The sequence below is a fragment of the Plectonema cf. radiosum LEGE 06105 genome (genome assembly GCF_015207665.1).
Lineage (GTDB): Bacteria > Cyanobacteriota > Cyanobacteriia > Cyanobacteriales > Nostocaceae > Rivularia > Rivularia radiosa_A.
The window spans coordinates 1-12,960 of record NZ_JADEWL010000170.1 but is presented as its reverse complement, the minus strand read 5'-3'; the positions used below and the strand labels follow the sequence as shown (position 1 = coordinate 12,960).

Sequence of the window (12,960 nt, the reverse complement as noted above, 5' to 3'; positions counted from 1 at the left end):
GTGATGGGGTGATGGGGTGATGGGGAGAAATTAATAACCACCATCAACTAACCACCATCAACTAACCACCATCAACTAACCACTATCAACTGATTTGTAAACATTCTTTACACGCAGTAGTGGAAAAATTTACCACTTCAGTTAAAAATAAAAATGAGAGCTGTTGATAAAACTTAAAATATTACCTAAAAGAGGGGTTCTAAATATGGATATGCGTGTAGCGATCGTTGTAGCACCTATTGCCATTGCGGCAGGTTGGGCGTTGTTTAATATTGGTGCTGCTGCAATCAGACAATTGCAAAGCTTTTTAAATAAAGAAGCGTAAATTCTTTTTAATTATCGCTTGCTAACCGGCTGTTTCCTTTGTGAAGCAGTCGGTTTAATTATTCTTGAGTGTTGAGTGTTGACTGTTAACTCGGTAATTATATCCGTGAAATCAGTGTAATCCTCTTTAATCCGTGTTCGGGAATGGGAAAATTATATTAACCTGTAACCTTTAACCTCTAACCTTTAACCTTTATCATGGATATAGACTCTTTACTACAGCCCTACAAACGTTTTGGCGTTCATTTGGGTTTGGAACGTATTTACAAGCTTTTGGCGAATTTGGGTAATCCACACCATCGAGTTGCGGTAGTTCACGTTGCTGGTACGAATGGAAAAGGTTCTGTTTGTGCTTATCTCTCTTCGGTTTTTACTGAGGCTGGATACCGCACGGGACGCTATACTTCGCCTCATTTGGTTGATTGGACGGAGCGAATTTGCTTTAACGAGCAACAAGTTACTACTGAGGAACTTGGTAATTTATTGCTGCAAATTCAAGAAGCTATAGACCCTGAAGAAGAATCACCGACTCAATTTGAAGTATTTACTGCCGCAGCTTGGCTGTATTTTGCTCAAAAACAAGTTGATGTCGCAGTGGTAGAAGTTGGGTTGGGAGGACGATTGGACGCTACTAATGTTTGTGAAAAACCTTTAGTGACAATTATTACTTCTATTAGTCGCGATCATTGTCAACAATTAGGTTCTACTATTGCCGCGATCGCAACAGAAAAAGCAGGTATTCTCAAATCTGGATGTCCGGTAGTTATGGGAGAATTACCCCCAGAAGCAGAACTTGTAGTTTGCGATCGCGCAAGTTTATTACAATGCCCAATAATTAAACCCCAGCCTGCACGAGAAGTTGGTAATGGTTGGGTTGAAGTGGAAACTGCTACCAAACCGATAAAATACCTTTTACCGCTACAAGGAAACATCCAGCTAAATAATTCTGCTTTAGCCATAGCTGTTGTAAAAATTCTCCAAGAGCAGGGTTGGCAAATATCTGAGAAAGCGATTGTTGAGGGTATAGCAAAAACAAAGTGGTTGGGAAGGATGCAGTGGACTAGTTGGAATAACCATAAATTATTGCTTGATGGCGCTCATAACCCAGCCGCAGCAGAAGCTTTACGGAATTATGTCGATACATTAGTTGCTCAGTTAAATCAACCCCAAGTTAGCGTTACTTGGGTGATGGGAATGCTTTCTACTAAAGAACACGATCAAATTTTTAAAACTTTATTACGAGGGAGCGATCAATTACATTTAGTTCCGGTACCCGATCATAGTTCTGCTGTACCAAGTGAGTTAAGGAAACTAGCTTTATCTATTTGTCCGGAATTAAATTCATGTAATACTTATGCGGATTTGTCATCAGCACTTTCCACGGTTTTTAAAACAAATAATAATTTGGTTGTTTTGTGCGGTTCCCTTTATTTAGTCGGAAATTTTTTGCAAAATAGCTCGGTAATGGGTAATGGGTAATTGGTAATGGGTAATCTGCTCTCATTACCGAAAAATTGGGTTTAAAGCCCCGTCCTTATAGGACGGCTTTTCTGCTATTATTAAAAAGTGGAAAGGTAATCAACCACTTAAAAAACCTAGCTACCTAAAGGTAAAGCGCTGCACCTTGAAAATTGAATCTATGCGGTTCTACTGCATTTTTCTAGACTCCACCTCGCAGTAGGTAAAAGATTCAGAGGAGCTAGACAAACAGTTTTGTTGGAACGATATGTTTCAAATAAAAAAAAGAATTTGGAGCAATCCAACTAGGGTAGGGCATACCCGAAGTCGCTTGGGGAGAGTCCCACCTCTGGGCTAGACACTGCAAGGTATCTGGTTTAAGTGGTCTCAGTGAACCAAGAATCCTCGTGCATTTATGCCGAGGAGTGTCAAAAGGCTCGTTTCTTATACCAAATTCTATCATTTTGAATGTCGCAAGAGAACGGACGCTACACGTCCTGGTTAGCGGTGAGATGAATTGCGACCAATACAAAACCGACCGTAGGGAGACATTAACAGACTAGAAGTCTGGGGAACCAACAAACAAAGCCCGACGACTTGGGCTAATTAAGCGCATATTCATATGGAAACGGTATTAGTCCTATTTATAGGACTTAAGCTATTAGTCGGGGAATTCTATTCCCTGATGGGTGACGTTCAGAACCTAGCAAATTTAATGGGACAAAGCACTAGTTCGTAGAATTACTTAGCTTCCCATCAATTGATAAAAAATTGTAAACAAATGATTTTATACACTTTATCTTTTTTATTACTCAATAATCAGTTTGGGTAAATTAGCGATAGTTATTCCGAGAAATTACTAACATATTCACAATATCTATTTAAAAATTTCATAATTAGAAAGCTCCCTAGTCAAACATACTTACTAAAAGTTTGCTTGAATCTTTGCAGCATATTTATTAATCCAGTATAAGCACCGAGTACATTTATGATACATAATTGCTTTAATTAATCGGTGTTATAACTAATTAATTGGATGATAATCTTTGCTCTGTCAGGGATTTTATCTTCTTAAAAAGTAGCTCGCTTTGATGATGTTGTTTAGAAATGATAGTGGCATCTGTACTAAAGTATCTGTTAAAATTTTGTTCTCGGTTAAGTAGGTCGGTTTTGAAAATTGTCGTTGTGACAAGGCAGGAGGCACAGGGCAGAAGGTAGTCAACATGAAAAATTTTTTCATCGCCATGAATGTAAGGGTTTTTCTCCCTACTCACTACTCACTTACAAGTCAGAAGGGAAGAGCTTTTTGAGCAGCTTTACTTTTTGTTACATACTTCGGTTTTTTTTGCGCTATTCTATTTAGATTTATCTGTAATGAGGCTTAAAAATTAGCTGTTAAATAATGATTGAGTTGATAAAATGACTGCTAATCTATAGCTTTTCAACTGATAATTGTTTTAATTTTGTTGGAAAAAAAAGCAAAATAAGTTATCAAAAATTAGCTGTATTATTGAATCCCTTGAATCCCTTATTTATTGGAAATGTTTGAACAAATAATAAATATGAATAATTATAGAAAACAAACTTGATCAAAAATAGGGATGAGAAAAGGTATGCATAATTTTTTAACTTCACAACTAAACTTAGCAACTAAATTTAACAACTAAATCTATTACCCAATATCAAGAGCAGTTTTTAGTTAACATTTGGATTTTTATTTTTTAGTATTCCTACGGGCAAAACAGTGGTTAAAGGCTTAAGTGGTCTGTTTGGTAAATCTAAAACTAGGGTTGGCATCGAGCTTGCACCGCAACGGGTAAATGTAGCCCAGTTACGCAAGCAACGCCAAGGTTTGAAGTTGGATGTTTTAACATCAGTGCCGGTTCCGGAGGGCATTTTTGTTGATGGTCAAATCGTAGATCCACCAACAATGGCACAACTGATCCAAGAGGCTCTTTCGGCAAGCAAAATTAAAGCGAGTCGGGTTGCGACTGCGGTACCGGGACGAGAATCGATTGTGCGACTAATTCCCGTACCCGCAGAATTGGATGATAAAGAGTTACGAGAAATGGTGTTAAACCATGAAGCTGGTTTATATCTGCCCTATCCCCGTGAAGAAGCAGATGTGGACTATCAAAAGCTCGGCTATTTTGTAGATGAGGATGGCATCGAAAAAGTACAGGTACTTTTAGTTGCAACCCGTAAAGAAGTTATCGATACTTACATCAGTACCTTTCAACAGGCTGGATTGCAGGTTGATGTTTTAGAAATTAGTAGTTTTTCTCTAATTCGGACAATCCGCGACCAACTACGGCAGTTTGGACCACAAGAAGCAGTGGTACTAGTAGATATTGAATTTGACAGTACGGAAATTGCGATCGTTGTTAACGGAGTCCCGCAGTTTTCTCGTACAGTTCCCATTGGAACACAGCAAATGCAAGCGGCCCTGTCTAGGGCAATGAATTTACCTGCATCTAGAGATATGGAACTATTGGAGGGAATGACTATTCCAGCCACGACAATGGAAGGTGGTAAAACGGGTGTAACTGAGGTCAATCCTGGAATGGCAGCCATGTTGAGAGTATTAGGTGAACTTACTGATGAACTGCGTCGTTCCATCGATTTTTACTTGAATCAGAGTGAAAATTTGGAAATAGCGCAGATATTACTGGCAGGTCCGGGAGGTGGACTTATACAGCTAGATGAGTTTTTTACACAACGGCTGAGCTTACCAACGACTCAAATAGACCCCGTACAGGCTTTGTCCTTGCAGGTAGACGATGAAGATTATCCCTTCATACAGCGTCCTGGTTTAGGGACAGTACTTGGGTTAGGAATGCGGGAGGTTTAAATAAAATGTATAGCCTAGATATTAATTTTCTCAAAGACCGTGCAGGTCATCAGAAACAAGGTGGTGGTGAGAAAAAGAATAAACCTACATTACCCACGGGAAGTATGACACCGATTTTTATTGGTGTTGCTGTAGCTGTATTTTTTCCTGCTTTGTTAGGAACAGCTTTATGGTTTGTCCAAGGTCAAAATGCCAGTATTGATGAAAAAATTGTGCTATTAGAGCAAGAAAATCAACAATTAGAAGCGAAACTAGGCGACATTAAACAGATAAGAGCGGAAACTGACGCAATTAAAACCGAAACTCAAGCCTTGGTTAGCGTTTTTGACCAGATTCGACCTTGGTCAGCAATGTTGCAAGTAGTGCGCGATCGCATTCCTGCCAGTGTGCGAATTGAGAGCGTCAAGCAAACTGCACCGGAAAGCCCCGTAGAAGGTCAGTCAACGGCAAATTCTGCCGGGGGAATAGAAATCAGCGGTTCTGCTCGGTCTTTTGATGATGTCAATGATTTCTTACTTTCTTTACAACAGTCTCCGTTTTTTAAATCAGGGCAAGGAAAAATCGTCACAGCAGAATTGGCTGATGCACCAATACCTCAAGGGCTTCCAGAAGGAGTAACAGTAAAAATTCCTCCAATAGTTAAATACACCATTGTATCCCAGTTGAGCGAAGTTCCAGCTTCCGAATTAATGCGGGAATTAGAACAAAAAGGCACAGTAGGGTTAGTCGCAAGAATTCGCAGTTTGCAAAGAACCGGAGTCTTTCAAAAATGACCTTTAGTGATGAAATGAATTTTGAAGGTGGAGAGTTTGAAGAATCTTCAGCTTATCCCGTCATATTTGGGATTACTTTTACCCCAATAATTAGCGGTATTTTAATTGGAGTATTAGGAATAGCCGGAGCGACTTATATGCTTTTAAACTTTGTCATGCCAGCATGGGAAACTTTTGGAGAAAAACAAAGTAAACAACAAGAATTAGAATCACAAATTGAACAAAAAAAATCTAGCTTACAAAATATCGATCAAATTAAAGCAGAATTAGCCCAAGCCAAAACCCAACAATCTCAAGTATTAGCTGTCTTTGCTAACGAAAAGACATTGAACACTTTATTAATAGATTTAAATCGTTTAGTAGAAGCAGGAAATGCTCAATTAAGTAGCAATTCAGTCAAAGCAAAATTACAGAAATTTACTCCATCATCTGAAGGAACACAACCAGTAAACGATGGTTCATTAGGAACATTAGTTGACGGTAAACTAAAACGTAACAGTACCGAAATTGCCATTAGCGGTACCTACGAACAAACCCAATCAATTCTTCGGAACATCGAACGTTTGCAACCATTATTATTAGTAAAAGATTATCAATCAACATTGCAACCCGAAGTTATCGAAGAAGGAAAACCACCTAGAACCGGACCAACACCAATAACAACAACATTCAAATTAGAAGCCTTAGTCCCCATGAATTCCCAAGAAATTGCTGCTGCGGCTAAAAAAGAAGAAGCGCAGTAAAAAGTTAGGAGTTAGGAGTTAGGAGTTAGGAGTTAGGAGTTAGTGGATAGTAGTTAGTAGTTAGTAGATAGTGGTTAGTAGTTATTGGTTAGTAGTTAAACTATCAACCATCAACTATCAACCATCAACCATCAACTATCAACTATCAACCATCAACTATCAACCATCACCATCACCATCAACTATCAACTATCAACTATCAACCATCAAATTTTAATATTTAAAGTGAGGAATGAACTGTGAAAAAAATTCACGGTAATAATTTTATATTCGGAACCGCTGTCTCTCTATTATTAGTAAGTCAGCCAGTTTGGGCGCAATCAGCTACTAAAATTACTGGAGTAAAACTAGACCCAGTTGACGGTGGTGTAAATCTGGTTTTAAAAACTTCTGATGGCTCTCGTCCTCAAGTTTTTACTACTAAAAGAGGTAACACTTTAGTCGCGGATATCATCAACACTCAGTTGCTCATACCACAAGGTAATAACTTTCGTCAAGATAATCCTACAGATGGAATCGCTTCCGTTTCTATGAGTCAACTTGATGCAAATAGCGTCCGGGTGATAATAACAGGGACGAGTAACGCTCCCGAAACCAAGCCTGTGATGCGAAACCAAAACGGACTTACCTTTGCTTTGATACCGGGAACGAGTACCGCATCAGATGAATCGCAATCTATAGAATTTCAACCCCCACAAAATGACCAAATAGCCCAATCGACTCCCGCACCCAACCCCCAAGTTAACCTTGAGGCTACTCCCGCACCACCAGCAGGTCCAGGACAATCGATGAATCAGGCTCCTCCATTCTTACCCAGAGCCGTTGCTCCTCCGGTGGGAGATATTGCAGTATCTAATACCGATGCTTCACCGAGCGTCATCGATTTAGGAACTGAACAGCGTGTACCTCGGTTGGTATTGAGAGATGCACCAGTACGCGAAGTTTTGTCACTTTTGGCACGGGCTGCAAATTTGAATTTGGCTTATACCGGAGGAAGTGCAAAAGCTGAAGGAGGAGAAGGTGCTGCTGCTGCTGGAGCCGATGGGCCGACAATTTCTTTGGATATTGAAAACGAGCCAGTGCAAGACGTATTTAACTACGTTTTGCGTTTGAGTGGATTAGAAGCGAATCGTAGTGGTAGGACTATTTTTGTTGGTACAAATTTACCGAATTCCACCCGCGATACCGTAATGCGGAATATGCGACTCAATCAGGTTTCCGTTGGTGTCGCTCTCAACTTTTTAGTTGGATTAGGTGCGGAAAGTGCAATTAGCCGCGAACGTCTCGTTACCAGCGTTAATGCCGTACCTGTAGGTGGTGGTGCCCAAAGTGCAATTACTCAGACTCAAACAACTACAGAAGTTCAAATTGAGACTCAACGTGTTGACTATCAAGACTCAAATCCCTTACTTAGAGGTTTGCAAGCATTAGGAGACGAACGGACTAATTCTGTCACCTTAATTGGCGATCCAAAAACCATACAGATAGCTATGGCTCAATTAACTCAGCTTGATGTCCGCCGTCGTCAAGTTGCAGTTAACGTTAAGATTATTGATGTTAATCTTCTAGGAACTAAAAACTTTAACAGTAGTTTCTCTTTTGGAGTTGCTGACAATTTCTTTAGCGTTGATGGTGGTAGAGCAAATGCTAATGTTGGTGGGGTTAAGCCACCTACTAGTAGTGAATTTGAAAGTAGTAGGCTTACTCCAACTATAACTACTGCTCCATTTCCTGAAGGTGCAGAAGTTTCACCTTTTTTAGATGCTCCAAACAATGATGCTCCCTTTGGTGATGTTGATACTGCTCGTCCACCTTTTGGTAGTAATTCCAATCCTTTTAAGGCTGGAATAACACAAATAACGCCAGGAACACCGGGAACATCTACAACAGAAGTTGTACCTACTGCAATTGATCCTGTAACTGGTGAACCTACAAGGTTTGGTTTCCAGACTACAACTACTCCTTCAACTCCTACGCAAATTACTTACGGTCTTCCCACCTTATTCCAATACCCCAAACGTTTTCTTGCTTCTTTACAAACTCAAGTCACCAACGGTAATGCAAAAGTTCTGACCGATCCAACTTTGATGGTACAAGAAGGACAAGAAGCTGTGGTGAATTTGACCGCAGAAGTATATGGTGGGATTGAAGTAAGACGAGAAGATGGAGATGTATTAAGAAAACCGATTATCAAGAACGCAGGTCTAACCCTTGCAGTAAAAGTTGACCGAATTGATGATAACGGTTTTGTTTCTTTATCTGTTGCACCTACAGTAAGTGCACCTGGTGGTACGGCAACAACAGGTGGTGAAGATGGTGAAATTACTTTGCTTTCTGAAAGAAGCCTTCGTTCTGGACAAATTAGGATGCGAGACGGTCAAACCTTAATTCTCAGCGGTATCATTCAAGAGTCAGACCGAGTAAGCGTGTCAAAAGTACCCATCTTGGGCGATATTCCTTTACTCGGTTCACTCTTTAGAAGCACAAATAAGAATAATCAGCGTAATGAGGTAATCGTATTACTGACACCCCAAGTGATGGATGATTCCCAAAATTCTTCTTACGGCTACAATTACAAACCAAGTCCGGAAGTACGCAGGATGTTGCAGAATGGCGGGTTGAAGTTGCCTCGGAATTAAATTAATTTGTTGAGAGGACTTAGCAAAAAAGGCACATTTTTCTTGTAGGGTGCTGTGACGCTTCGCAAAAATTTGAACGTAGCAATAAGGTTTGTAGCGTCACGCACCACCCGTATATTGTGACAATAATGACGCTACTGCGTCACGCGGAGCGAACGTAAGTCCTGGTTGAGTATTCCAAATTTATGTAGAGACGTAGCACTGCTACGTCTCTATACGTTTGCGGACAAACCAGTGTTTATCGGACACTTTTACCTTGGGTGACAAGTCGGGTTTTTATAAAGTGAACGCTAGATATTTACCTTAGAAACCCGACTTCTGTTTATTTGATTAATATTTTTTATACAAGTTTATACAAAATTTTTATGTACGGGGCTTTTGCGTCATTCCGCAAGATATGGAGACGTAGCACTGCTACGTCTCTACATGAGGAAAAATACTATTAACAATAAATTTTGCTGCCTAATTGCTATCCCAAAATCTAAAAGTAACTTATACAACTCAAAACTTTACAAAAGTTATAACTAAAGCTTTACTTTTGTAATTAATTAGATAAAAAATTTTAAACCTAGATCGATAGGGAATTAACAGAAAACAGGAAAAATATGTGTAAACAAAAAAATCATTGTAATTAGCTTCTGAGAAAAACATTTGTTCTCTGTATTGGCTCTAAAATCTTGTTTTTCGCTGTTTATCCTAGGAGCCTTACTCCCCCTATTGCTAGCCATGGTTTTTCGGCTCTTACCCCTTTAATAAGTTATTCCAACTGGAAATTTGTAGCTTTAAGCAAAATGTTTTGAGTGCAAAAAATCCCTAGAGGATATGAAAAATCCTGAAAACTATATAAAATAATCGTTTTATGTATCCACTTAGGGCTACAACACCTTAGAATGATTCATTGAAAAGTCTAGCTGATGGGAGTTACGGCGGTTTTAAGCATAAATACTCAAAAAGCAGGACTTTTAACAATCTCCTTTCCAAGGATGCAAGCAAGGATACATCAGGGGTGTCTGCACCCAAACGCACAGTAAACCGATACGGAGTTTGACATGAATAAAGGTGAATTAGTTGATGCTGTATCTGAAAAGGCTAGCGTCACCAAGAAACAAGCCGACGCAGTTTTAAGCGCTGCTTTAGAGACTATCGTTGAAGCCGTTTCTTCGGGCGATAAAGTCACGCTAGTAGGATTCGGTTCTTTTGAATCTCGCGAGCGTAAAGCACGGGAAGGACGCAACCCCAAAACCAATGAAAAAATGGAGATTCCAGCAACGAAGGTTCCTGCTTTCTCCGCTGGTAAACTCTTTAGAGAAAGAGTTGCTCCCCCAAAAGAGTAAGCTTTCTTGAATTACTAAACCTTTTTTTGATGCGGCAACCGAAACACGGGGGAAATTTAGCTTGGGCAGCAGCGGTAGCTGGTTGTCCCCGTGATGCTATTTTGGATTTTTCTGCCAGCATTAACCCTTTGGGACCAACCGATAGTACTGCTTCGGCTATCAAGTCACAATTGGGTAATATCAGGCACTATCCCGACCCAGATTACAGCGAATTAAAACAAGTTCTGGGTCGCTTTCACAACTTGCCTCCTGAGTTTATTTTGCCGGGTAACGGTTCAGCAGAATTACTTACTTGGGCAGGTCGGGAATTAGCAGAAGTTGCTGCAACAGTCCTCGTAACTCCAACCTTTGGCGACTACTATCGAGCTTTGAGAGCATTCAATGCTGAAGTGTTGGAGTTTCCTATGTCGTTAATTATCCCAGATTTGTCATTGATTCTTGACAAATTAAATACGACAAAAGATAAAGGACTATTGTTGAACAATCCCCACAATCCTACGGGCAAACTATTCCTGCGGGGTGAAATATTACCTTACCTCAAAGAATTTGCTTTAGTAGTAGTGGATGAAGCTTTTATGGATTTTCTGCATCCTTTAGAGCAACAAAGCTTGATTGACGTGGTGAGCGAATATCCTAATTTAGTCATCTTGCGTTCCTTGACCAAATTTTACAGTGTTCCCGGATTGCGCTTGGGTTATGCCATTGCTCATCCAGAGCGATTACAAAGATGGCAAACTTGGCGCGATCCTTGGGCGGTAAATTCTTTAGCTGTAGCTGTTGCGATCGCAGCGGTAGAGGACAAAGAATTTCAGCAGCAAACCTGGGAATGGCTACCAAAAGCGAGAAATGATTTATTTGCCAGTTTAGGCGATATTCCAGGCTTGCAGCCGCTTGAGGGCGCTGCTAATTTCTTATTAGTAGAGTCAAAGCATTCAGTTATCGAGTTACAGCAGAAATTACTTAAGCAGCATCAAATCCTGATCCGCGACTGTTTAAGTTTTCCCGAATTAGGCGATCGCTATTTTCGCGTAGCAGTACGTTTGGAATCGGAGAATCAGCGTTTAGTACAAGGGATAAGGGAGATTAAAGTTAGGAGTTAGGAGTTATGAGTTAGGAGTTTTGAGTTTTGAGTTTTGAGTTTTGAGTTTTGAGTTTTGAGTTAGAAGTTACCCATTACCCATTACCCATTACCAATTACCCATTACCAATTACCCATTACCAATTACCAATTACCAATTACCAATTACCCATTACCCATTCCCAATTATTAATGTCTTTTGATTACGATATCGTGATTATTGGTGGTAGTCTTACTGCACGGGAGGCTGCTTTAAAGGCTGTTCAACGAAGAGCAAAGGTTGCTTTGGTTGAACCGCTGTTTCGTCACGATTTGATTCAGCTTCAAGGTATGGGGGAGGTTGGTAATTTTGTTCGGAAAGTTAATGATTTAACTCGGTTTGGTGTTTGTATTCAAGGCGATGGGGAACAACAATATCAAGTTTCTTTGGAAAAAGTGCTGCTGTGGGGTTCTGCTGTTGCTGCGAATGTTCGAGAACAGCTTTCACCGGCTTTTTTAGCAGCTCAAGGTGTTGATGTTATTCTGGGTAGCGGCTGTTTTCAAGCTTCATCGGATTCAAATTCAAATTCAAATTTCAATTCAAATTCAAATTCAAATTCAAATTCAAATTTAAATTTTGTTGTTAATAACCGTAAATTAACCGCACGTAATTTTTTACTGGCTACAGGTTCGGTTCCAGCGGTTCCACAAATCGATGGATTGCAGCAAACGGGGTTTTTGACTTTATCGAATATTTGGCAGGTTCTAGGCAGTTCCCAGCCGCCGAAAAACTGGTTAATTCTTGGCGGTACACCCCAAAGTGTGGAAATTGCTCAAGTTTTAGCAAGGTTGGGTTACAACGTTACGTTTATAGTTAATAGTCCTTATCTTATTTATCCCCTTGACTCAGAAATTTCTAAGTTACTACAAGCACAATTAGAAGTTGATGGAATACGAGTTTTTACGCAAACTACCGTAACCCAAGTTCGGTTAATTGAAGATAAAAAATGGCTACAAGTAGGAAATACAGCCATCGAAACCGATGAAATATTAGTAGCTGTTGCAGAAAAACCTTTTATAGAATCGTTAAATTTAGCTGCTGTAGGAGTAAAGTATAATTCTCGCAGTTTACTAGTGAATAAAAAGCTACAAACTACCAATCCTCGCATTTACGCTTGTGGAGATGCGATTGGTGGTTACAATTTACCAAATATTGCCGATTACGAAGCGAAAATAGCCATCAAAAACGCTTTGCTGTTTCCTAGATATCAAATCAATTATCAAGCAATTCCTTGGGGAATTTTGACTCAACCAATGTTAGCGCAAGTTGGTTTAACGGAAAGACAAGCTAAAAATAGATATGCTAAAGATGAAATTTTAGTTTTGCGACAGTATTTTAAAACATTAGTATCTGCTCAATTGACAGATGAATTTACAGGTATTTGTAAAATTATAGTTCGTCGTAACGGTGAAATTTTAGGAGCATCAATATTCGGTTCTCAAGCAAGAGAGTTAATCAATATAATTGCCTTAGCGATGAGTGAAAAAATTAAAATTGAGCAATTAGCTAATTTATCTCCAGTTTATTCTAGCTTTTCAGAAATAATCGAAAAAACAGCATCAGAGTGGAAAAAGCAAAGATTAGAAAATTCGCGATCGCAAGATTTTTGGGACAGTGTTTTTCACTTTTTACGAAATTGGAAATAATAGGGACAGTTGACAGTTGACAGTTGACAGTTGACAGTTGACAGTTATTATTTATTTCTCCCCCGAACCCCATC

Annotated in this window: 10 protein-coding genes; all 10 read left to right on the top strand. The window is 39.6% G+C overall.

From position 1 onward, the window contains the following. Window positions 1-205: 205 nt before the first annotated feature. The 10 genes from IQ247_RS28200 to IQ247_RS28155 all read left to right on the top strand — a co-directional run bounded on the left by IQ247_RS28200 (window position 206) and on the right by IQ247_RS28155 (window position 12,886). On the top strand, window positions 206-325 hold the full coding sequence (locus IQ247_RS28200; RefSeq protein WP_193925047.1) for a photosystem II protein Y: 120 nt from the start codon (window positions 206-208) through the stop codon (window positions 323-325). 197 nt (window positions 326-522) lie between these two features. After that, the gene (locus IQ247_RS28195; RefSeq protein WP_193925046.1) at window positions 523-1,803 is read left to right on the top strand and encodes a bifunctional folylpolyglutamate synthase/dihydrofolate synthase; all 1,281 of its coding nucleotides are present in this window, start codon (window positions 523-525) and stop codon (window positions 1,801-1,803) included. A gap of 1,723 nt (window positions 1,804-3,526) precedes the next feature. After that, window positions 3,527-4,633, top strand: coding sequence for a type IV pilus assembly protein PilM (gene pilM / locus IQ247_RS28190; protein WP_193925045.1), 1,107 nt, complete (start codon window positions 3,527-3,529; stop codon window positions 4,631-4,633). A gap of 5 nt (window positions 4,634-4,638) precedes the next feature. Further along, window positions 4,639-5,406: a PilN domain-containing protein gene (locus tag IQ247_RS28185; RefSeq protein WP_193925044.1), complete on the top strand. Its 768-nt coding sequence runs from the start codon at window positions 4,639-4,641 to the stop codon at window positions 5,404-5,406. Then, window positions 5,403-6,149: a pilus assembly protein PilO gene (locus IQ247_RS28180; RefSeq protein WP_193925043.1), complete on the top strand. Its 747-nt coding sequence runs from the start codon at window positions 5,403-5,405 to the stop codon at window positions 6,147-6,149. The genes IQ247_RS28185 and IQ247_RS28180 overlap by 4 nt, the downstream gene beginning before the upstream one ends. 70 nt (window positions 6,150-6,219) lie before the next feature. Then, window positions 6,220-6,366 carry a hypothetical protein gene (locus IQ247_RS28175; protein ID WP_193925042.1) on the top strand — a complete coding sequence of 49 codons (147 nt, stop codon included), beginning with the start codon at window positions 6,220-6,222 and terminating at the stop codon, window positions 6,364-6,366. A gap of 22 nt (window positions 6,367-6,388) precedes the next feature. Next, a complete protein-coding gene (locus IQ247_RS28170) occupies window positions 6,389-8,788 on the top strand; it encodes a secretin GspD/PilQ domain-containing protein (RefSeq protein ID WP_193925040.1) in 2,400 nt (799 codons plus the stop codon). A 1,049-nt stretch (window positions 8,789-9,837) separates the two neighbouring features. After that, entirely contained in the window at window positions 9,838-10,122 is a 285-nt protein-coding gene (hbs, locus tag IQ247_RS28165; protein ID WP_193925038.1) for a non-specific DNA-binding protein Hbs, read from the top strand. 29 nt (window positions 10,123-10,151) lie between these two features. Continuing rightward, entirely contained in the window at window positions 10,152-11,222 is a 1,071-nt protein-coding gene (gene cobD, locus IQ247_RS28160) for a threonine-phosphate decarboxylase CobD (protein ID WP_193925036.1), read from the top strand. A 47-nt stretch (window positions 11,223-11,269) separates the two neighbouring features. Then, window positions 11,270-12,886, top strand: coding sequence for a dihydrolipoyl dehydrogenase family protein (locus IQ247_RS28155; RefSeq protein WP_228060114.1), 1,617 nt, complete (start codon window positions 11,270-11,272; stop codon window positions 12,884-12,886). Window positions 12,887-12,960: the final 74 nt, after the last annotated feature.